Annotated in this window: 20 protein-coding genes and 1 riboswitch; of the genes, 15 read left to right on the top strand and 5 right to left on the bottom strand. The window is 61.4% G+C overall.

Translation table 11 applies throughout. The features are described from left to right. The first annotated feature begins 11 nt into the window (after window positions 1-11). The 6 genes from QM600_RS06670 to QM600_RS06695 all read left to right on the top strand — a co-directional run bounded on the left by QM600_RS06670 (window position 12) and on the right by QM600_RS06695 (window position 7,353). Entirely contained in the window at window positions 12-893 is an 882-nt protein-coding gene (locus QM600_RS06670; RefSeq protein ID WP_283260676.1) for a shikimate dehydrogenase, read from the top strand. A gap of 62 nt (window positions 894-955) precedes the next feature. Next, window positions 956-2,914, top strand: coding sequence for an oxidoreductase (locus QM600_RS06675; protein ID WP_283260677.1), 1,959 nt, complete (start codon window positions 956-958; stop codon window positions 2,912-2,914). Further along, on the top strand, window positions 2,911-3,735 hold the full coding sequence (locus QM600_RS06680) for an aldo/keto reductase (RefSeq protein ID WP_283260678.1): 825 nt from the start codon (window positions 2,911-2,913) through the stop codon (window positions 3,733-3,735). The genes QM600_RS06675 and QM600_RS06680 overlap by 4 nt, the downstream gene beginning before the upstream one ends. Further along, on the top strand, window positions 3,735-4,829 hold the full coding sequence (locus QM600_RS06685) for a Gfo/Idh/MocA family protein (RefSeq protein ID WP_283260679.1): 1,095 nt from the start codon (window positions 3,735-3,737) through the stop codon (window positions 4,827-4,829). The genes QM600_RS06680 and QM600_RS06685 overlap by 1 nt, the downstream gene beginning before the upstream one ends. Next, a complete protein-coding gene (locus QM600_RS06690; RefSeq protein WP_283260680.1) occupies window positions 4,826-6,553 on the top strand; it encodes an FAD-dependent oxidoreductase in 1,728 nt (575 codons plus the stop codon). Before QM600_RS06685 ends, QM600_RS06690 begins: the two co-directional genes overlap by 4 nt. After that, the gene (locus QM600_RS06695) at window positions 6,550-7,353 is read left to right on the top strand and encodes a sugar phosphate isomerase/epimerase family protein (RefSeq protein WP_283260681.1); all 804 of its coding nucleotides are present in this window, start codon (window positions 6,550-6,552) and stop codon (window positions 7,351-7,353) included. Before QM600_RS06690 ends, QM600_RS06695 begins: the two co-directional genes overlap by 4 nt. A 56-nt stretch (window positions 7,354-7,409) precedes the next feature. On the opposite strand, the gene QM600_RS06700 is transcribed toward QM600_RS06695, so the two are convergent. After that, window positions 7,410-8,498: a 3-deoxy-7-phosphoheptulonate synthase gene (locus QM600_RS06700; protein WP_283260682.1), complete on the bottom strand. Its 1,089-nt coding sequence runs from the start codon at window positions 8,496-8,498 to the stop codon at window positions 7,410-7,412. Between the two features lie 389 nt (window positions 8,499-8,887). Between QM600_RS06700 and QM600_RS06705 the strand changes: the two genes are divergently transcribed. Together QM600_RS06705 and QM600_RS06710 are read left to right on the top strand one after the other, a co-directional pair. Beyond that, complete coding sequence (locus QM600_RS06705; RefSeq protein WP_283260683.1) at window positions 8,888-9,181, top strand: CD225/dispanin family protein; 294 nt, start codon at window positions 8,888-8,890, stop codon at window positions 9,179-9,181. Continuing rightward, window positions 9,178-9,600 (top strand): DUF2752 domain-containing protein, encoded by a 423-nt coding sequence (locus tag QM600_RS06710; RefSeq protein WP_283260684.1) that lies wholly within the window; start codon window positions 9,178-9,180, stop codon window positions 9,598-9,600. The genes QM600_RS06705 and QM600_RS06710 overlap by 4 nt, the downstream gene beginning before the upstream one ends. Before the next feature lie 130 nt (window positions 9,601-9,730). Here QM600_RS06710 and QM600_RS06715 read toward each other — a convergent pair whose 3' ends face one another. Continuing rightward, window positions 9,731-10,825, bottom strand: coding sequence for a DNA alkylation repair protein (locus tag QM600_RS06715; RefSeq protein WP_283260685.1), 1,095 nt, complete (start codon window positions 10,823-10,825; stop codon window positions 9,731-9,733). A gap of 146 nt (window positions 10,826-10,971) precedes the next feature. On the opposite strand from QM600_RS06715, the gene QM600_RS06720 reads away from it, so the two are divergent. The 6 genes from QM600_RS06720 (at window position 10,972) to metE (ending at window position 17,785) form a co-directional block, all read left to right on the top strand. Further along, entirely contained in the window at window positions 10,972-11,910 is a 939-nt protein-coding gene (locus tag QM600_RS06720; RefSeq protein ID WP_283260686.1) for an ABC transporter ATP-binding protein, read from the top strand. Further along, the gene (locus tag QM600_RS06725) at window positions 11,910-12,704 is read left to right on the top strand and encodes an ABC transporter permease (RefSeq protein WP_283260687.1); all 795 of its coding nucleotides are present in this window, start codon (window positions 11,910-11,912) and stop codon (window positions 12,702-12,704) included. Before QM600_RS06720 ends, QM600_RS06725 begins: the two co-directional genes overlap by 1 nt. Next, a complete protein-coding gene (locus QM600_RS06730) occupies window positions 12,705-13,829 on the top strand; it encodes a sensor histidine kinase (RefSeq protein ID WP_283260688.1) in 1,125 nt (374 codons plus the stop codon). Beyond that, entirely contained in the window at window positions 13,826-14,434 is a 609-nt protein-coding gene (locus QM600_RS06735) for a response regulator transcription factor (protein ID WP_283260689.1), read from the top strand. Before QM600_RS06730 ends, QM600_RS06735 begins: the two co-directional genes overlap by 4 nt. Before the next feature lie 206 nt (window positions 14,435-14,640). Continuing rightward, complete coding sequence (locus QM600_RS06740) at window positions 14,641-15,075, top strand: helix-turn-helix domain-containing protein (protein WP_283260690.1); 435 nt, start codon at window positions 14,641-14,643, stop codon at window positions 15,073-15,075. 103 nt (window positions 15,076-15,178) lie between these two features. Then, window positions 15,179-15,387: riboswitch (cobalamin riboswitch) on the top strand. A gap of 133 nt (window positions 15,388-15,520) precedes the next feature. Beyond that, window positions 15,521-17,785: a 5-methyltetrahydropteroyltriglutamate--homocysteine S-methyltransferase gene (metE, locus tag QM600_RS06745; protein ID WP_283260691.1), complete on the top strand. Its 2,265-nt coding sequence runs from the start codon at window positions 15,521-15,523 to the stop codon at window positions 17,783-17,785. Between the two features lie 60 nt (window positions 17,786-17,845). Here metE and QM600_RS06750 read toward each other — a convergent pair whose 3' ends face one another. From QM600_RS06750 to QM600_RS06760, 3 genes are all read right to left on the bottom strand, one after another. Then, window positions 17,846-19,444, bottom strand: coding sequence for an ABC transporter substrate-binding protein (locus QM600_RS06750; RefSeq protein WP_283260692.1), 1,599 nt, complete (start codon window positions 19,442-19,444; stop codon window positions 17,846-17,848). A 246-nt stretch (window positions 19,445-19,690) separates the two neighbouring features. Continuing rightward, a complete protein-coding gene (locus tag QM600_RS06755; RefSeq protein ID WP_283260760.1) occupies window positions 19,691-20,284 on the bottom strand; it encodes a TetR/AcrR family transcriptional regulator in 594 nt (197 codons plus the stop codon). A gap of 129 nt (window positions 20,285-20,413) precedes the next feature. Continuing rightward, window positions 20,414-21,181: an NAD(P)-dependent oxidoreductase gene (locus QM600_RS06760; protein ID WP_502942903.1), complete on the bottom strand. Its 768-nt coding sequence runs from the start codon at window positions 21,179-21,181 to the stop codon at window positions 20,414-20,416. Between the two features lie 185 nt (window positions 21,182-21,366). On the opposite strand from QM600_RS06760, the gene QM600_RS06765 reads away from it, so the two are divergent. Continuing rightward, window positions 21,367-21,903 carry a MarR family winged helix-turn-helix transcriptional regulator gene (locus tag QM600_RS06765; RefSeq protein ID WP_283260694.1) on the top strand — a complete coding sequence of 179 codons (537 nt, stop codon included), beginning with the start codon at window positions 21,367-21,369 and terminating at the stop codon, window positions 21,901-21,903. The last annotated feature ends 98 nt before the right edge of the window (window positions 21,904-22,001 follow it).

Below are 22,001 nucleotides of genomic sequence, written 5' to 3' on the forward strand. Positions count from 1 at the left end.
GAGAAACTTTCATGCCTTCCGAAACCACCCACCACCGAATCGGCCTTGTCGGAGCGGGAATCACAACCTCACTCTCGCCGGCGTTGCACTCTCGCGAGGCAGCAGCCCTTTCACTCACCGACTACAGCTACGAGTTGATCGACCTCGAAGCGCGGAACGTCTCAGTCGAAAAGACCGGAGAGTTGGTGCAGGCAGCCGTCGCTGGTGGTTTCACCGGGCTGAACATCACCCACCCGTGCAAGCAGGTTGTCATCGATGCTCTCCACGAACTCTCCGACAACGCACGCCTTCTCGGTGCGGTCAACACCGTCGTCGTCGACAACGGCCGTCTGATCGGGCACAACACCGATCACAGCGGATTCCTCACCGCGCTCCGACGCGGACTGCCCGACGCCACCTTGGGCCGCGTTACGCTTGCCGGCGCCGGCGGAGCAGGCTCAGCCGTCGCCTATGCACTGGCCGCAGCCGGTACTACGGACTTGCGAATCGCCGACGTAGATCCCGAACGCGCTGCGGACGTGTGTGCTCGCGTCTCGTCGGCTTTCCCGTCTACGCACACCACGGTCCTGGCGATCGATGACATCACCGGTAACTTGGCTACGTGCGACGGCGTCGTCAACGCCTCTCCCATCGGTATGGTCGGGCATCCCGGGACCCCCTTCGACCCCGCTGCACTCCATTCCGCTCTGTGGGTAGCAGACATCGTGTATCGGCCAATGCAGACCGAATTGCTCGATGCTGCAATTGCTCTCGGGTGCCGAGTGCTCGACGGAGGCCAGATGCTCGTAGCTCAGGCCTCCGATACCTTCACTCTCCTGACCGGAACTACAGCCGATACAGATCGCATGCGTAGTCACCTGAGCGAGATGCTCGCCGAAACGGCACACGCATGAGCACCGTCGAACACACACTTTCTCGAGATGTACCAGTCCTACCAGTCCTACCAGGAGCACTGATGAACACGGCCGCGCCGTTTGCGCAACCTCTCGACATGGGCAGCGTCCGTCTGCGGAACCGATTCGTGTCCGCCCCGATGGAACGCAACTACTGCGAAGTCGACGGCACGATGACCGACGAGTACATCGCATACCTCGCCCGACGCGCCGAAGGTGGTGCGGCACTGATCTTCACCGAGGCGAGCTACGTGCGTGCCGACGGCAAGGGGCGAATCCGGCAGATGGGCGTCGACGACGACGACCGGATTCCCGGTATCAAAAAGATGGCCGATGCAATCCACGCGCACGGTGCCCTTGTCGGTGTCGAACTCAACCACGGCGGTCGGACCGCTCAGGGTTCGGTCAGTGGCTTCGTTCCCGTTGCGCCGACGCCGATTCCGTGCATGGTTGTCGGCGGCGAAATGCCCGAGCAACTCGACGGCGACGACATCGAGCACATCATCGAATGCTTCGGTGAGGCGGCCGCTCGTTGCCAACAGGCCGGCATCGACGTCATCTCCCTACACGGCGGACATGGATACCTGATCCACCAGTTCCTCTCCCCGGCTTACAATCACCGCGACGACGAATGGGCGGACCCCACCCTGTTCGTCAACAAGGTCATCGCAGCCGTCCACGAGCATGCTCCGGGAATTACCCTGGGCCTTCGCTTCTCGGCTTTCGAGGGTGTCGACGGCGGACTCGACGCCGAGATGACTCGCGCCCGCATCGACGCCATCGACACCGACCGACTGGATTTCCTCGACGTCTCGGCCGGCAACTACGAAGCGGGACAGTGGATCATCCAGCCCGGCGAATGGGCTCGCGGACTCCTGGCGCCGTACTCCGAGCAGTACCAGCGCGACTTCGACATCCCCGTCGGCGTGGCCGGACGCATCACGTCACCCGAGATCGCCGCGCAGATCATCGAATCCGGGCAGGCGAACTTCGTCAGCATGGCACGCACCCTGCACGCTGATCCGGATTTCCCGAATCGCGCGATCGACGGAGGACGCTACCGCCCGTGCATCGCCTGCAATTACTGCATCGACAGCCTCGCCGCCGGACCCATCCCGTGCTCCGTGAACCCGTGGGTCGGACGCGAATCGGACCAGCCTGCAAAGCCGGCTGACGCCACCGTGCGCATCGCCGTCATCGGCGCCGGCCCATCCGGAATGGCCACTGCCCGCGACCTCGCTCTTGCCGGCCACGCCGTCGATCTCTACGACGAACGTCCCAGCCTCGGCGGCGATTTCGCGTTGGCATCCAAGCTGCACGAATACCCCGAGTACGGACGGATCGTGGAGTGGTACCTCGCCGAGATCGCCGAACTCGGAGTGCAGTGCCATACCTCGACCCGGGCGGATGCCGCCCTGCTCGCGGACGGCAACTTCGATGCGATAGTCCTCGCTGCCGGCGGCGTCGGCCCCGCGGTGGATCTCCCCGGAGCAGCAACGCGAACCGTTCGCGACATCCGCGAGTTCCTGGTTTCCGGCGAACCGGCACCCGCTGCCATCACGATCTTCGGCGCCGACCGCGAAGCCGCTGCTGTTGCCGACGAACTGCTCCTTCAGGGCACGCAGGTTGTCTTGATCGGCCCGCAGGAAACCATTGCGCATGACGTCGGCCGACGCGGCAAGATCGTCCTGCTGCCGCGCCTGGCCGCGAGTGAGAACCTCACGACGCACCTGAGTTCGATCGTCACCAAGGTCGACGCCGACCGGGTCACGATCTCGACGGCTGGTGTCCTGACCGAGGTTGATGCTCCCGGCGAACTGCTGATCTCACAAGGCGTCGAGCCTCGTTCGGAACTCCTTGCCGAACTACGTTCGCTGGCACCACGACTCGGTGTTCACACCGTCGGTGACGCGAGCGGTGACGGCGGGTCCATTCACGCAGCACTCGTCACTGCCGCCGATGTCGCCGTCGCGATCACCGCAGCCGCAGCCGCAGTCGCTCGACTGGAGGTACACGCATGACCACATCGGCAACCGCACCGGTGGCAACTGCATTGCCGCCCATCGGTCTCGGAACCTGGCCTCTGGTCGGTGCCGAAGCCACGAAGTCAGTACTGAGCGGCATCGAGGCCGGATACCGCCTTATCGACACCGCGGCGATCTACGGCAACGAGGACGCTGTCGGAGTCGCGCTGGCGCAGTCTGGCGTGCCGCGTGAAGATCTGTTCGTCACGACCAAACTTCGTGGAAACGACCAGGTTTCCGGCGACATCCGCGGAGCACTCGAGCAGAGCCTGCAGCGGTTGGGACTCGAGCAACTCGACATGTTCATGATCCACTGGCCCCTGCCGCGAATCGATCGCTACGTCGCTACGTTCGAAGCGATGCGGGCGTGCCGCGATGCCGGACTGGTTCGGTACGTGGGCGTGTCCAACTTTCTGGGGCACCACCTGCGCCGTCTCGTCGACGAAACCGGCGAGGCCCCGGCCGTCAACCAGATTCAGATGGACCCGTCCATCGCCCGTATTCCGGTGCGGAGCGCGAACGACGAACTCGGCGTCTTCACCCAGTCGTGGAGTCCCCTCGGCCGTGGTGACGTGCTCGACGACGCAGTTGTGGGTGCCATCTCCCACCGAATCGGTTGTACGGCAGCGCAGGTCGTTCTGGCGTGGCATATCGAGCAGGGTGTGGTCCCGGTCGCTCGGTCCGCGAATCCGGCTCGCCAGGCCGAGAACCTGGCGTCCCTCGACGTGAGGCTGACGGCCGAAGATATCGAAGCACTGAACAGTCTCGACCGCGGTGAGTCCGCGGCACGGGACGTCGAAGCAGAGGAACATTTCTGATGACGTTGAAAGTTGGAATCGTCGGCTGCGGCAAGATCGCCGGCAACCACGCCCGCGCCCTGCAACAGGTACCCGGCGTCGAGGTGATCGGCTGCTGCGACCCCGATCTCGCACGTGCCCAGGAATTCGCGAGCGCCCACGGCATCCCCGCAGCCGTGAGTTCAGTGGACGAACTACTTGCCCTCGGACTCGACGCCTGCACCGTCTGCACGCCACACCCGGTACACGAAGAGGTAGTCGTCGCCGCTGCCGAAGCCGGTGTGCATGTGTTGTGCGAGAAGCCCATCGCGGTGGATGTTGCCGCTGCCGATCGCATGATCGAAGCTGCGGACCGTGCCGGTATTACCTTCGGCGTGCTGTTCCAACGCCGTTTCTGGCCGGCCGCCCGCCGCATTCGCGACGCGATCGACGACGGCCGGATCGGACTGCCCACCCTCGGTGAGGCGTCGGTGATCCTTCACCGTCCTTCGAGCTACTATTCCGCCGACGCATGGCGCGGACGCTGGGACACCGACGGCGGCGGTGTACTCATGACGCAGGCCGTACACCAGATCGACATGCTGGCCTGGTTCATGGGCGAAGCCGTCTCTGTCAGCGGTTTCATCCGCACCCACACGCACGGTGAGCACATCGAGACCGAGGACAGCGCGTCGGCGGTCGTCTCCTTCGCTTCGGGCGGCACCGCAACCATTACCGCGACCACGGGTGCCAATCACTATCTGGGCAACCGCGTCACCGTGATCGGCCGCAGCGGCACCGTCGCCAGCGTCCTCGAATTCCCGGAAGGGCACGAAGGCGTCAACGAAATCTGTACCGTGCCAGGTGAAGTGGAATTCCAATCGCCGTACTCCGCCGATATCGACGCCAATCTCGATGTGGGAGCAGTCAACGCGGCACTCACCGACTTCCACACGCTGCAGGTGCAGGACTTCGCCGACGCCGTACTGACCAGACGCGAACCTGCCGTCACCGGACGGGACGCGCGCGCATCGCTCGCGATCATCGCCGCAATCTACGAGTCGTCACGAACTGGGAAGGTTGTCGAACTGACCTCGACGCCGACTCTCGCAACAACTGCCAAGGAGCAGAAATGAGCAGCAGTACCCCCCTCACCTACGACATTGTCGTCGTAGGCTCCGGCGCAGGCGGACTCTCCACGGCAATCGCCGCGGCACATGGCGGCGCCTCCGTTCTGGTTGTCGAGAAAGCCGATACCTGCGGCGGCGCAACGGCCTGGTCTGGTGGCTGGATGTGGACCCCGCGCAACATGTTTGCGCATGCCGACGGAGTTTTCGAAGACCGCTCGGCTCCCCGCACCTATCTCGAGAACCGCCTGGGCGAGAACTTCGACGCAGCCAAGGTGGACGCACTCCTCGACGGAGCACCGGAAATGGTCGAGTTCTTCGAGCGGAAGACCGCACTGAAGTTCGTTCCCGGCGCCAAGATCGCCGACATCCACGGTGACACCCCGGGTGCCGGAACCGGCCACCGTTCCGTCGGACCGAAGCCGGTGAGCTTGCGTAAGCTCGGCCCGGACGTTGCGGCACTGCTCCGCCGTCAGTTGTACGAGACGTCGTTCCTGGGTATGGGCATCATGGCCGGCCCAGATCTGCAGGCATTCCTGCACTCGACGCGATCACCGAAAGCATTTGTACACTGCGGCGTTCGCGTCACCAAGCACATGATCGACCTCGTGACGAAGAGGCGAGGGCAGCAACTCGTCAACGGTACTGCTCTGGTGGGCATGCTCCTTCGCTCCGCACTGGACCTGGGGGTCGACTTCCGGGTCAAGACCTCGGCAACGGCGTTGCAGACCGACGCCGACGGCCGTGTTGTCGGCGTCCGCCTCGAAGGCTCGGACGGCGCATACTCGGTCTCCGCACGGCGCGGCGTCGTTCTGGCCACCGGAGGCTTCGCGCAGGATATCGACCGACGACGTGAACTGTTCCCGCGCACACCGACCGGCAACGAGCACTGGTCGCTCACCCCGAAGACGACAACGGGCGACGGCATCACTCTCGGCGAATCCGTGGGCGGCCGTCTCGACCGCACGCTCGCGTCCCCCGTCGCGTACTGCCCCGTCTCCATTGTTCGCTACCGCAACGGCAAGGAAGGCGTATTCCCGCATATTCTCGATCGCGGAAAGCCCGGCGTCATCGGGGTTCTCGCGAACGGCAAGCGGTTTGTCAACGAAGCGCTCGGCTACCACGACTACACCCTGGCCATGATGGAGCAGGTTCCGGAAGGCGACGAGGTGTGCTCGTGGCTGATCGCCGATCAGCAGTACGTGCGCTATCTCCCCCTCGGCATGGCCAAGCCACTGCCGATCCCGATCCAACCGTACCTGCGCTCGGGTTACCTCACCCGTGGACGTACCCTTCGGGAATTGGCCGAGAAGATCGGCGTTAATCCCGCGCAGCTGGAGAACACGGTCTCGGCATTCAATGCCGGCGCCCGCAACGGCGAGGACCCCGAATTCAGCCGAGGCACAACACCGTTCAACAAGGGATCGGGTGATACCTCCAACCCCTGGCCCAACCCGTCACTCGCACCGCTGCAGAAGGGCCCGTACTACGCAGTGAAAGTTGTCCCGGGCAGCTTCGGCACCTTCGCCGGACTTGTCACCGACTCGTCGTCGCACGTGCTCGACGAGAACGACCGTCCTATCGAGGGCTTGCACGCGGTGGGCGTCGACCAGGCCAGCGTGATGGGTGGTCATTACCCGTCCGGCGGCATCAACCTCGGCCCGGCCATGACCTTCGGTTACCTGGCAGGCCGGGAACTGGCTGCCGCCAAGACAGTTGGAGCGCACGCATGACGCTCTCACTCGGGCTTGCAGCCCTCACAGTGCTGGACACGGCTCCGATGCAGCACGTCGATCTGGCCGAGAAGCACGGCTTCGACACCATCGGCATTCGGCTCATGCCGGCCGCGCCCGGAACAACGGCGTACCCACTGCACGAAGACAAAGCAGGCTTGGACGAGTTGGTTCGCAGACTCGACGATTCTTCGGTAGAGGTCTTCGACCTCGAAATCATCCGTCTTGCCGCCGACTTCGATCCCGCGAACTATGTTCCCCTTCTCGAAGCGGGGGCGCAGTTGGGCGCCAAGGCTGTTCTTGTCGGTGGCGACGACCGCGATCGCGCTCGCCTCACGGACTCCTATGCTCGCCTCGCAGAACTGTGTGCAAACTACGGAATCGTCGCTTCACTCGAGTTCATGCCGTGGACCGCGGTTCCCGATGCCCGTGCAGCCATCGAGATCGTCTCTGCCGCAGACGGTCCGGCCCGCAGCGTCCTCGTCGATGCCCTGCATACGGACCGCTCGACGACGACGTTGGAAGACCTTGCGTCCATTCCGCGCGAGTGGCTGCACTACGCCCAGATGTGCGACGGTTCCACTCCCGCTCCCACAGACGACGCGGAGTTGATCCGTCACGCCCGCGAGGAGCGTCTGGTGCCCGGCACCGGAGGCATTGCGCTGGCCGATATCTGGTCAACCCTGCCTGCCGGACTACCGGTCAGCATCGAGCTGCCCAACGAACCGCTGCGCCAGGCAGTCGGCACGGACGCCTGGCTGGAACGCCTGGTCACGGCCACGCGGGAAGTTCTGGCGTAGTACCTGCTGTGCGCCTTTTCGGTAGCGCCCATTACCGAAAAGGCGCACAGGGGGCTTTAGCCCCTACGAGTCGCAACAGCCTGCGCCAGACGATCCAATTGCGCTGCCGTGGTGGACCAGTCGATGCACGCGTCGGTGATGGACTGTCCGTACGTGAGCTCGTCTGCCTTGCCCAACGTCAGGTCCTGACGGCCGGCTTCGATGAAGCTCTCCAACATGACGCCGGCAATCCCCTGCTCACCTTCGGCGAGACGAGCAGCGATGTCGTCGAGCACGATGACCTGACGCTCGTGATCCTTGCTGCTGTTTCCGTGGCTCGCATCGATGACCACACGCTCGGGCAGATTCGACTTACGCAGTCGCGCAAGGGTATCGGCGACGGTCTCGGCGTCGTAGTTCGGTCCGTCGCTGCCACCGCGAAGGATGACGTGGCAATCCGGGTTTCCGGCGGTGCGGATCAGCGCGGCTTGGCCATCGAGATCGGTGCCGGGGAAGACGTGACTTGCTGCCGCAGCGCGGGTTCCGTCGACGGCAACCTGCACGTCACCTTCGGTGGAGTTCTTGATACCGACGGGCATGGACAGTGCACTGCACAACTGGCGATGCACCTGGCTGGCCGCAGTGCGGGCGCCGATGGCGCCGTAGCTCACGAGGTCTGCGATGTACTGCGGCATGATCGGGTCGAGGAATTCGCAGCCGACCGGCAATCCGAGACTGGACACGTCGAGAAGCAGCTTGCGGCCGATACCGAGACCGGTATTGACGTCGTACGTGCCGTCGAGGTGCGGATCGTTGAGCAGACCCTTCCAGCCCAGCGTCGTACGCGGCTTTTCGAAGTAGACGCGCATGACGATGTGCAGGTCATCGCGCAATTCTTCGGCTTTGGCGGCGAGCCGACGGGCGTAATCCATGGCAGCTTCGGGATCATGCACCGAGCACGGGCCCACTACGACGATGAGTCGGTCGTCATCGCCGTTGAGGATGTTGATGGTGTCGGCGCGACCGGTACGCACAGTTGCGGCCGCGACCTCGTCGGGAGCGTGCTGAGCACGGATAGTCGCCGGTGAGACGAGCGGACTGATACTGACAGTGCGCTGATCATCGAGGCTGTCCGATGTGGCTGTGGTGTTGATGGTGACAGTCATGGGGTTTCGGTTTCCTGTTCTCAGGCCGACCCCAGAGGTGAAATGAACTCCAGCGAGCCGGTCTGTAATCCGGCTCTTGGGTGGAGGTTGTCAGCGCATGGTTACGCTGGCAGGCCCACCCGGGGCCGGCCTGCTAAACCAGAAATACACGCGCTGCATGTCGGCCACCATACCTCGAGTTCTGCGCGAATGAATTCAGCCCCCTGAAGTTGCCGGCTGGATCACGTAGTTTCAGTTCGACTCGATGAGACCGAGCGTTGCGCATGGTCTCGGGCTGGCTGTCACAAGCGGCGTCCGTGTCATTCAAACGAAGGATATTGCTCCGCCAGGCGTTGCCATAAGTTATCCCATGCTGATACTCGCGACATTTACAGATCCTTAGGTGACACATGACCCAGAATCCCTATTACGGCCAGCAACAGCAGCCTGCCGGTCCGCCGCCGGACAACAACCTGGTCTGGGCGATCCTGGTAACCGTGTTCTGCTGTCTGCCGCTGGGCATCGTCGCAATCGTGAAATCCAGCCAGGTCAACTCGTTGTGGGCACAAGGCCAGTTCGATGCGGCACGTAAATCTGCCGACGATGCCAAGAAGTTTGCACTGTGGTCGGTCGGCGCCGGTGTCGCCGTCGCCGTTCTGTACTTCGTGTTCGTCGTGGCTCTCGCCGGTTCCAGTAACTTTTGAGTTCTGACACAACAACTCTCGCATCGGCCAAAGCGCCGCTCGGAGTAGCAATAGCCGCAATCGCGGTGTGCGCCTTCATCTCTTGGAGTGACCCCACCACACCTGGTGGGGTCATTCCTGTGTGCCCGACCAAAGCTCTGTTCAACGTCAACTGCCCCGGCTGCGGTAGTACACGAATGTTGTACAGCCTCATACACGGCGACGTAGTCGGTGCTGCGCACTTCAATGCCTTCGGCCTGGCAATGCTCGTTGCACTCGGCTTCACCTACGTATCGTGGACCAGCGCACGGATACGACGAAAACCGGCAGTGATGTGGCATCAGATGCGCTGGTCGCCCGTCATTATTCTTACCCTCGTGTTGATCTGGTCAGCGGTACGCATCATCCCGATCCCCTCACTGGCGGAGCTTCGCGTCTAACCCACGTCTAACCCAAATCCACGGCAAGCGCCCGAACATCCTGTCCACGACTCAGAACTTGGATTCAGCACAACAAAGTCGCGAAGGTGCGGATCTCTGTCACCTCCGCAACCCAAGGTGCCCTCCCCGACTACGCCTCCAACCGAAACGCGCTGCGTACTTGCCGTACGCCGTTTATCTGCACCTCGACGGCGTGTTCACCTACGTAGTACTTACGGGTGCTGATCGGCCTAAATGAATGTCTCTTGGCGATGAGCGTGGGGACTCCGGGCGGAAGCGTTCGCGTAGTCAGCTTGAAGACTTTGGGCGTGGTCTGCCCGTTGGCCTTGACGTGATGAACGATGTAGTCGATCACCACGGTCACCGACTCACTGCCGTTATTCGTGACGGCGAAGTCGAAGTTAAGTTCACCACCTGCATCGACGACGTCACGATCGATCACGAATTCCGAAACCACTACGTTGGCCGGCGGCGCGAACCCCAAGAGCGACAGTGCATCTGGGTCACCGGACTTCACCAATGTCCGTAGGGCGTGCCGAACGAGCTTGGGGATATCGGAGTTGGGTTCCTGCAGCCAACGCTTCGCCGTCGCAACTGCCAGTGCCGGATCTGCACGGCTCAGATCATTGAGATGGTTCGCGACCGATCGCCTCACGTACTCGGACTCGTCGCGGTACAACGCGTCGAGAATCGGAATCGTGGACTCGGGCCGCGCTGTCAGTGCCTTCACTCGCCGAGCCCACGGCAGCCGTGTCCGCGTTCCCTCGCTGGCAAGGCGTCGAACATGCTCGTCCTCGTGATCAGTCCATCCGAGCACTATCTCCAACGCTCGCTCGAGATCCACGTCGAGGAACGTTCGAATCGCGAATTCACCGGTCAGACGAGAAGTCAGCTCGGCGAGCAACGCCATTCCGTCGTCGAATCCCTCAGGATCTTGTGTTGCCGACACTGCGACGGCTTCTGTGACCGGCCAGATCATCCACCCGGTGAACGCGTCCTCGACCAAGGCTGCGCGAATGACCTGCGCGAACGCCGAATAGTCGTCGGGAAGCTCGTTCAGCATCGCATCCCGGACAACTCGCGTGCGCTCGCTCAGGCTCAATCCTTCGAAAACCGCGGCCGAGCCTCGCACGCCGTCCAGACGTCTGCGACCCGTCGCGCGTTCGAGACAACGTGCCAAGTCCGCGACGACAGCCGTTCCGAGTAGTTCATCTGCGGTGGGCATCAGCACCACGCCGTGAGTTGGTCGGTCATGCGGGCAGAGTACTTCCCAGGTCCGACAACCTTCGCCGTAAACCCATGACAGTTGTCATGGGTAAAAGGTGACGGACAGCCGAGGAACAACTCTCCCCGAGGCGGCAGATTGAATCTATGACCTCAGCACACGCACTACAGACACAGTCGAGAGTCTCGGCGGGTGACGCAGTCCGGTTGACCGGAGTCCGCAAGGAGTTCGGTTCCGTTGTCGCCGTCGACGGTATCGACCTGAGCATCGAACCCGGCGAGATCGTTGCGTTCCTCGGTCCCAACGGCGCCGGGAAGACCACCACGGTCGATATGATTCTGGGGCTGTCTCGGCCCACATCGGGCGAGGTTGACGTTTTCGGGATGCCACCTCGTGCCGCCATCGCGCGGGGACTCGTCTCCGCTGTCATGCAGAGCGGCGGATTGCTCCCCGAGTTGACCGTTGCCGAAACCGTCGCCCTGACCGCGAGCCTGTACGCCCACGCGCGTCCGGTCGACGACGTCCTCGACCGGGCCGGAATTCTCGATATCTCCGGACGACTCGTGAAGAAGTGCTCCGGCGGTCAGCAGCAGCGTCTCCGGTTTGCGATGGCACTTCTGTCGGATCCGCGGTTGTTGATTCTCGACGAACCGACGACCGGAATGGACGTGGAAGGTCGACGAGACTTCTGGTCGGCAATCCGGGCAGACGCCGACCAAGGTCGCACCGTGCTGTTTGCAACGCACTACCTCGAAGAGGCCGACGCGTATGCCGACCGAATCATTCTTGTTCGGCACGGCCGGATCGTTGCGGACGGAACAACATCCGAGATCAAGTCGATGGTCGCAGGGAGGACGCTGCGAGCGCACATCCCGAACATGGACAAGCAAGCCCTGCAATCGATTCCGAACTGCGATTCTATCGAGCTGAACGGAGACACTCTCGTAGTCCATTCCCACGACACCGATTCCGTCGCACGCTACCTGCTCGCACACACGCAAGCCCACGACCTCGAAATCATCTCCCGCGGACTCGAAGACGCGTTCATCGCGCTTACCTCCGACACCACCGAAGGACAATTGTGATGACCCGAGTTACCGAAACCCCCACTTACCGAGAAGATCGCGCCGTTGCACCGCTCGGCGGTTTCAATACCACCTTGCTGCGCATCGAGTTTCGGCGCTTGACCCGCAACCGACGGACGATGATCTTCACCCTGATCATGCCGGTCGTGTTCTACCTCGTTTTCGGTGTCGGTCAGGGAAACGACGACCACGGTATCGAACACGGAAATGTAGCTGCGTACATCATGATCAGCATGGCGCTGTACGGTGCGATGCTGGCCACGACCAGCGGGGGCGCAATGGTGTCTATCGAGCGCGCGTCGGGTTGGAGTCGCCAACTCAGGCTGACCCCACTGACACCGGTGGCTTATATCGTCGTCAAACTGATCATGGCGATGACACTAGGGCTGATCTCCATTCTCGTCGTGTATCTCGCGGGTTCGTTCACCGGCGCGCAGATGGACGGATCGCTCTGGTTCACAACAGCATTGATCGCGTGGCTAGGTTCTGCCATCTTTGCTGCATTCGGCTTGTTCATGGGCTATCTATTGCCCAGTGAAAACGTCATGCAGCTTCTCGGCCCCGGTTTGGCGCTGCTGGCCTTCGGCGGCGGACTCTTCGTGCCCTTGCAAGACGGTTCGGTCTGGGCAACCGTCGCTCAATTCACTCCGATGTTCGGCATCAACGCTCTGGCACACGCACCACTGACCGGCAATTCCCTTCATTGGACCTGGATCGCCAATATCCTGGTCTGGTTCGCGATCTTCGCGCTCGGCGCGATCTGGCGATTCCAACGAGATACGGAGCGTGTGTAGTTGACGGACAACCAGAGCCGAAACGATTCTGCCGCCAGGCCTCGACCGAATCGTTTAGGTCTTCTCTTTGCCGTCGTGTGGTTGGTGTTCCTGGGCGGACCACTGATAGCCGGCTGGAACATGCGCGATCAAGCGAGTGGTGTGGTCGGCATGATCGCTACGGTCGCATTCGGGGCGCTTTACGTGCTCATCTTCGACGGGATACAGCGACACCACCGGAATCCGTCGGCAATTCCGAATATTCGGGATGCCTCACTGCGGCTAGGCGCGCTGATAGCCCTGGCCTCCGTGATGATCGTGTGCCTCGGCCCGACAGGCCTGACCGCAGCCCCATTTCTCGCGGTCACGTCGGTGATGCTGCTGCCCGCTGCCGCCGGTGGCATCCTCACGCTGATACTTGCGGGCTCGGTGGAGGTCATCAGCATTTCATCCGGTTGGGGCAATTACTCCGGGCTCTCGCTCGCTGTCTGCGCCGCTGCGTTTGCCATGTGGGGCGTTCAGTCACTGATCGGGAGGAACAATCAGATCCTTCGAGAACGGGAAGCACGCGAACAACGAGCGATCGCCGACGAGCGCACCCGCATGGCGCGCGATCTTCACGACATCCTCGGGCACTCACTCACCGTCATCACCGTGAAAGCCGAGCTGACCAACCGATTGCTCGACATCGACATAAACCGGGCCCGAAGCGAACTCGACGATCTCGAGCGCCTTTCCCGCGATGCGTTGGCCGATGTGAGATCGGCAGTCGACGGTTTTCGCACTATCTCGCTTCCGATGGAGATAGCCCGTGCTCGCGAGGCCTTACGGGCCGCCGGCATCGAGGATCACACTCCGAACAGCACGGAAATGGTTCCCGGTCACCTGAGAGAGTTGTTCGCCTGGACAATTCGTGAAGGTATCACCAACGTCGTACGCCACAGCGCCGCAACACAATGCACAATCACAGTGGATGCAAACAGCGTTGAAATTACCGACAACGGTGTCGCTTCGGGCCGTGCGACGATCGGCAATGGATTGACCGGCCTGCGTGAACGCGCAGCGGCCGCCGGAGCACGCGTCATCGTCACGAGCCTTCCGCCACACGGTTTTTCGCTACAGGTTCGGAAACAGGAGACAACGTGACCATCCGCCTACTGCTCGCAGACGACCAAGCTCTGGTGAGAGGAGCGCTTGCCGCTCTTCTCGATCTCGAATCCGATCTGACGGTAGTTGCCGAAGTCGGCCGCGGCGACGAGGTGGTAGCAGCAGCGCTCGAGCACCAACCGGATGTGGCGTTGCTGGACGTGGAAATGCCGGGGTTGGATGGCATTGGAGCCGCTGCGGCACTGCGCGACGCGGTACCGACGACCCGCGTCCTGATCGTCACCACCTTCGGGCGCCCGGGGTACCTGCGGAAGGCGCTACAAGCCGGGGCCGCCGGGTTCGTCGTCAAGGACACTCCCGCGCGACAACTCGCAGACGCTGTACGACGTGTGCACGCAGGATTACGCGTCGTCGATCCGACGCTGGCGGCAGACAGCCTGGTCAGTGGAGAGTCTCCCTTAACCGATCGCGAGACCGAGGTCCTTCGCGCCGCACAGACCGGCGCGCCCGTAGCCGCCATCGCTGCGGAACTCTTTCTCACTGCCGGCACCGTTCGCAATCACCTGTCGTCGGCGATGGGCAAAACCGGTGGCACCACGCGCGGGGAGTCCGTTCGGATTGCGAACTCGAACGGATGGCTTTGATCAGACCCGCTCAAATGATCGAGCAATTCCGTCGCAATTGACTGGTGGGCGATCCCCCCGTCCAACGACAGCCAGAAATTCACGTATCCTCAAGCTGGTTCTGCGAACTAACAAGACATTGCCGTTCAAGGAAGGGCTGACTCAAAGTCTGGTTATTTTACAGTTACCATCAGGTCCGGGGCGGGCGATACGGGAGGGACGGGGCAATGGCGCACAGGTTCAGCCAACGATTGAATTCGTTGTTCGAATCCGCTCCCAGCCACGTCACCAATGCACTGGTGGTGCGAAGCATGACCGAACACGGCTGCCGTATTTCGACGCCCTACCTGTCACAACTCCGAACAGGCGTCCGTACCAATCCGTCACCTGAAGTCGTTGCCGCCCTCGCCGAATTCTTCGACGTAAACCCGGACTATTTTTTCAGCCCATCACAGCAATTTCCGTTCATCTCCAGCGGCGATGCCGATCACTCATTGCTGGAACAGCTTCACAACGATCGTCTGCGTAACCTTGCGTCGCGCGTCATCGACTTGTCTCCCGCGTCGCAGGCTCTGCTCGTCGAGATGGCAGAAAACCTCCGATCATCCGAAAATCTGCCGCGCGTACCACCGGACTCCAGCGCATACACCTGGCGAACGTAGTCGCTTTCACTCGCACGACGTGCGAACACTCCCTTCCCGCTACGGTGTCCTATGCTGGGCGATGCAGCTGGTTCGCCTGGCACGGTAATGAGGAGCCCCGAAGACCGTTCCCGGCGTCGAAGCTTCATCAGCTCACGCTGACGGAGTGAGAGGGAACCCGGTGAAAATCCGGGACTGTCCCGCAGCGGTAAGCAGGAACGACCGCCGTCTACATGCACTGGGCATCTGCCTGGGAAGCGACGGCCAGTAGGTTCGATCATTGTCGATCGAGAGCCCGCGAGTCCGAAGACCTGCCGGCTGCGTCGGGCACGCCGTGCCCGACGGTCCACCGCCTCGAGGAATGGGCGAGTAGATCTCAGAGAGGCCGCACGTTTAATGCGGCCCGGTGAGGTGTACCCGTCTGCCGGCAGTGGCCATCAGTGCATTGGCAATCTGGAGAAATTCCGTGACAACCACATTCACCGCGACCGTGCTGGGCTCACCGCGCATTGGTCCTCATCGCGAACTCAAGCGGGCAACCGAAAGCTACTGGACAGGGCGTATCGACGCCGATGCTCTGCAGCGTGTGGCCCGTGACCTCCGACGCCAGGGCCTGGCTGATCTACATAGCCAGGGGCTCGATTCGATCCCGGTCAACACTTTCTCCTTCTACGATCAGATGCTCGACACTGCAGTGCTTCTCGGAGCGCTCCCCGATCGAGTGGCGTCCGTTCCCGACCCACTGGATCGTTACTTCGCCGCCGCCCGCGGCACTGACACGATCGCGCCCCTCGAGATGACCAAGTGGTTCGACACCAACTATCACTACCTGGTTCCCGAGATCTCGCCGTCGACAACCTTCTCGCTCGACGCCTCGAAGGTGCTCGCCGAACTGGCAGAAGCACACTCCGACGGCATCCCGGCACGCCCGGTCCTCATCGGACCCGTCACCTTCCTCCTGCTCTCGAAGGCCATCGGAACGGACGAACCGCTTCTCACACGTCTCGACGAACTCCTACCGCTCTACGGCGATCTGCTCGGCAAGCTTGCCGACGCCGACGCATCGTGGGTCCAGATCGACGAACCCGCACTCGTCTGTGATCGCACCGACGAGGAGATCGAAGCTGCACGGACTGCGTACGAACATCTTTCGTCACTCGGCCACCGCCCGGCGATCCTCTTGACCTCGTACTTCGGTTCTCTGGGCGACGCATTGCCAGCACTCGCGTCCACCGATGTCGAAGGTTTTGCGATCGACCTTGTCGCAGGACAGGATTCAATCGGTTCGGTGCCGGACCTGGCTCGCAAGTTCGTGGTCGCCGGTGTCGTAGACGGACGGAACGTCTGGCGAACCGATCTCGATTCCGCATTGTCGACGTTGGGATCGCTACTCGGCAGCGTCGACACGCTCGCAGTCTCCTCGTCATGCTCACTCCTACACGTTCCTTACACCTTGGCTGCCGAGTCCGGCCTCGACAAGGCCCTGCGTTCTTGGCTTGCCTTCGGCACCGAGAAGGTTCGGGAGGTAGTCACACTGGCGACTGCTCTGACTCAGGGTCGCGAATCCGTCGAGGACGATTTCGGGCTCGCGCGTGCCGCTGCATCGACCCGCGGGAACGACAAACGACTCAACGACGCAGCACTCCGCGGGCGCCTCGATGCGGTTCTCCGTTCAGCCACCGGTCGCGCTCCGGCAGCGCAGCGACGCAAGATCCAAGCCGAATTGCTCTCCCTCCCTCCGCTTCCCACGACCACGATCGGTTCATACCCGCAGACGTCGAAGATTCGAGTGGCCAGGGCAGCGCTACGAAAGGGGGAGATCGGCGAGACCGAGTATGTTGCCCGTATGCGCGCCGAGATCGCGGACGTTGTTGCTCTGCAGGAGAAGCTGGACCTCGATGTACTGGTCCATGGTGAACCTGAACGCAATGACATGGTTCAGTACTTCGCCGAACAACTCGAAGGATTCTTCGCAACCGCCAGTGGCTGGGTTCAGTCGTACGGGACGCGCTGCGTGCGACCGCCGATCCTCTACGGCGACGTTTCTCGTCCGAAGCCGATGACCGTCGACTGGATCACTTATGCGCAGTCTCTGACCGACAAGCCCGTCAAGGGAATGCTCACAGGACCCGTCACCATTCTGGCATGGTCGTTCGTTCGTGACGACCAGCCACTCTCGGACTCGGCAAACCAAGTAGCACTGTCGATTCGAGACGAGACAATCGATCTGCAGGCTGCCGGAATCAGAATCATCCAGGTCGACGAACCCGCCCTGCGCGAACTTCTTCCGCTGCGTGCCGCCGACCGGCCCGCATACCTCGACTGGTCGGTGGGATCATTCCGATTGGCCACCTCGGGCGTAGCGGATTCAACCGCTATCCATACGCACCTGTGCTATTCGGAATTCGGCGCAGTGATCAGCGCGATCGCCAGCCTCGATGCCGATGTCACCTCGATCGAGGCCGCCCGCTCACATATGGAGGTACTCGACGACCTCAGTGCCGTCGGATTCGATCTGGGTGTGGGTCCGGGTGTCTATGACATTCATTCGCCGCGCGTCCCGAGCGTCGACGAAATTGCAGGTTCCCTGCGCGAAGCACTCAACGCCGTTCCGGTAGAGCGACTGTGGGTCAATCCGGACTGCGGACTGAAAACGCGCGGACCTCTCGAAGTGGAAGCGTCTCTTCGTAACCTCGTCGAGGCAGCAAAGCTGGTCCGAGCAGAACTGTAGGGGGGCTACGCCACGGTGCGCCCTTGTGGTGGTTCGCACTACCACAAGGGCGCATGGTGGTCAGTTCAACCAAGTATTACCGAAGAGCATGATGCCGTCCACGCTCGGTGTCACACCATGGACGTTCTGTCCCCACGCAATGAACACCTTGCTGGAGTTGACTACTGCCATCGGAGCCGTGTCGTTGACCAATTTCTGGATGTCGTCGAGGACAGCCGTACGTTGCTCGACACCCGCTGCTGCCTGCAACTTGCCCAACAACTCGTCCATCTGAGCGTTCTTGTACCCCAGGATGTTTGACGGTGATTCACTGAACAGGTTGCCGTACATCCGCGTGTAGGGCGACTGCTCCAAGACGTTGAACCCTGTGTACGAGATGTCGAAATCGTGTTTTGCGAACTGTCGCGAGATCAAATCGTTGATGCTGGTGGCATAGGAGATGTCGACGGTGAAACCGACTGCCTGCAACATCGACTGGAAAGCCAGCGCACTTCGTTGCGTCCCTGGATCATTCATCCCGACGTAGGTGAGCTTGCCGTCGTAACCGTCAGCTTTCGCCTCGGCCAGATACTTCTTTGCGGCCTCGGGATCGTAGCCGTTGCCCGGTACGGATCCGTGCCACTTGGACCACGGCGCAAACATGTCGGTTCCCGGAGCCCCGAATCCGCCTTGAACTCGCTCGTTGAACGAATTCGGATCCACTGCAGCAACAATCGCCTGACGGACACGCACGTCCTTCGCCGCGCGGTCCTCGCGCTGGTTGATGGCCAACGCACCGGCCATGCTCGCCGACGTCACAAATCCTGGATCGCCGGCCTCGAGAGCTTCGTGCATGTAGTCCGGTGATCGCAGATACGCGACCTGAAGTCCGTCCGTATGCAGGCCTTCAAGTTTGGCCTGCTCGTTCACGATTGCCGGGAAGCGAAGCTTCTCGAGATACGGTGCGCCGTCCCAATACGTCGGCCGCGCATCAAGAACGAGTTCGTCCTGAGACGCAAACTTCTCGACAGTGAACGGACCGGCTCCGATCGGAACAAAGGTACCGGTAGCCATCGACGACGGCGCAACGATCATGCCGGGACCGGTGGTGAACATGATCGGGAACTCGTCCCACGGCTGCACGAGCGTGAACACGATCGTGCTCGAATCGGGTGCATTCGTCTCTCGGACAGTCGTTTTCCAGACCTGCGAGTGAGTGCCCTTCTTCTGCAGGTAGTGGTCGATGCTCCAGAGAACAGCTGCACTGTCCACCGGGGTACCGTCACTGAACGTGGCGCCGTCTCGAAGCTTCAGCGTCCACACGGTGTTGTCGGTGTTCGCGGACAAAGACTGCGCCAACTGCGGAACATATTGTCCAGCTTCAGTATCGAAGCGCATCAAGAGGTCGTAGATTGCAGCCATTTCACTGCCGCCGGAGGCCCCACCGTCCTGCCTGTCTGCAGGATCGAGGCTACTGATTCCGTTGTAGGTCGCAAAGGACACCACGCCACCGGACTTCGGATCCCCGCCGTCACCTTGATTGCCGACGACACCGATCGTGACGTCAGACGCATCTGTCGTCTCTCCGTCACTGTTGCCGGCGCAAGACGTCACGACGAGTGTCGCCGACGCGAGTACGACCATCCAGATTCGAGCACGAACCCCGTACGAGCTTCTCATTCGACCTACTTTCACTTCCCGGATTTCGGCTCGTCACTGCCGTCCACCCCAATTGGTCATCAGTCCATTGATAGACGACCAACGCAGTTTTTGTATACGAATTCTAAAAGCTGGCCAAATCGTGCAGATCCAGCCCGACGGCCAACACGCCAGGAAACACTGTGCCAAGATCCTGCTAGCAGCCAATATCGGTCGACTCGGCAACGATCGTCATCAAGGAGCGTTTCGAAAAAATGAAATCAAATTCTAAAAGTTTTGGCAGTCGCGAAGAACCAGCGAGATGACGTCTTCGACATTGCGCTGCGCCTCGGCGAATCCGATTCGCCCACTGCTCCACAGCGCCAGCGCAGTCAACATCGTGCCGCCCACCGCCAGAGACGTAACCCGCGCAACTTCAGCTGGAATACCATCCATCAGTTCGAACAGCACGGTTCGATGTGCTGCCGCACGTTGATCCAACGTCTCGATCACAAAATCGTCTGCTGACGAATGAAGCTCGATCTCCAGCCGCGCAAAGTTCGGCCGACGTTGAAATGCCTTCATTTCACGGCGATGCAAGAGAAGTACACGCTCGCGGACGCCGACCTGGCGCATCCGGGGGTCCTCCTGCACCACAAGACGTTCCACGTGAAGACCACTCCACTCGACCATTGCCGCCGCGAGCAGTTGTTGCTTCTTCGGAAAGTAGCGGTACAGAGTTCCGAGAGCCACGCCTGACCGCTCGGATACGTCCTTCATCTGAATACGATCCGAAGGAATTTGCGTCAGCATCTCGATTACGTTGCACGTCAAGCGATGACGCCGCTCTAGTTGACCGGCGTTCATGAGTTCCACACCCATCGGAAGTTCATCGCTATGTGAAATCACGGAGTCACGATAATTCACAAAATTGCTGATCGGTGGCGAACCAGCGATATTCGTCGCAGCGATCCGGAGATCCGACGCTCTGTCGATTCGTGAGGCCAAATCCTATTTCGGGTCGACACCGGCGCGACGACGCGTCGCCTCGGCCACCGATGCCCAGTCGAGCGCACCGTGACCATGAGCCAAAGCGTCGACAAATATATTCTCCAACTGGGAACCGAACGCCATTGGTACCTGCTGATCTCGCGCCTCCGCGAGCGCGAGTCTTACGTCCTTGAGACCCAACTCCACACTGAATCCGACCGGCTCGTAGTCACGTTTGGCAATCATCGATCCGTATCCGCCGTAGACCGCGCCGGGAAACAGGCTGTCGTTCATGATCTCCATTAACATCTCCGGTGAACCCCCGAGCTTCTCGGCCAACGTAGTTGCTTCGGATATCGCTTGAATCGCGTTGGCAATCAGATAGTTTCCGAGAATCTTGAATACGTTGGCCTGCGCTGGTTCATCACCCACATTCCACATCCGGCGTCCGATAACTGCGGGCAGCGAGTCGACCTTGGCGATCGCACCTACATCTCCCGCCACCAGCACCGTGAGGGCAGCAGCGTCCGCTGCGTCGGCCCGCCCGAAAACCGGCGCGGACAGATACTGCACCCCGTGTACCGCAAGAGTTGCTGCCGCCGTGCGAGCTAGAGCCGGGCTCACAGTAGCGAGATTGACGTAGACAGCGCCTGCCGGCAGCGTGCCCAACGCCTGCTCGTTCAAGACGTTGTCTTCGAAGGCATGATCGTTGGCCAGCATGCTCATCACGATGTCATTCGCCAATGCTTCCGATGCGTCGAATACCTCTGTGCCACCGCATTCGACGATGCTCGTAGCCCGGCCGCAATCGGCTCATGCTGCATTCGTTCACACCTCTTCCACCGTAGCGACTGAGCTGCCACACACAAGGGGGGCCACTTCGAGGTACCGGGCGTTCGCAAACCCACAAACTAGTACACAAGTTAATTAACTGATGTACAAAGATCGCCTTCCGGTCGAGATAGAGTGACGGGATGAAAGCCCAGGAGAGCACCGGCGAACTCAACTTTTGGTCGTTCATCGAGTTGGCGAACAAACGACTCGCTGACGAACACGGCTTTCGCCATCACATGGCCACCGAGGTCTTGTTGACGCTCAATCGCGCATCCAACGTGGTCACCTACGATCTCGAGTCGTCGATCCATCGGCCGCGGGGATGGTCGTGGTCGTCGTTCCGCCTACTGTTCGTGACTTGGCTGGCCGGGCCGATCGAACCGAAAGCCGCTGCTGAGCTCACCGGAATGAGCCGGGCCGCGGTCTCCAATCTGTCCAAGTCACTGGTCACCGACGGCATGATCGACCGACGCCCCACCGAGAACGACGGCCGATCCGTCCAGCTCTACCTGACCGACAAGGGCCGAGAAGCCATGGTCGAGGCGTTTCGCGAGCAGAACGAACGTGAACACGCCTGGGTCAGCGTGCTCAGCGAGGCTGAGCAGCGCATCCTTGTCATGCTCCTGGACAAACTGATCACCAATCGCAGCCAGTTCGACGTCCGCGGACGCAACTGACATAGATCCGATCGCCTTCAACGGTTGCGCCTGTCACATCATTTTAGTTAATGTATTTACTATCTAGTTGATGTGAGTCAGACGGAAACACCACAGAA

The sequence above is a fragment of the Rhodococcus sp. IEGM 1379 genome, assembly GCF_030056815.1.
GTDB lineage: Bacteria > Actinomycetota > Actinomycetes > Mycobacteriales > Mycobacteriaceae > Rhodococcus_F.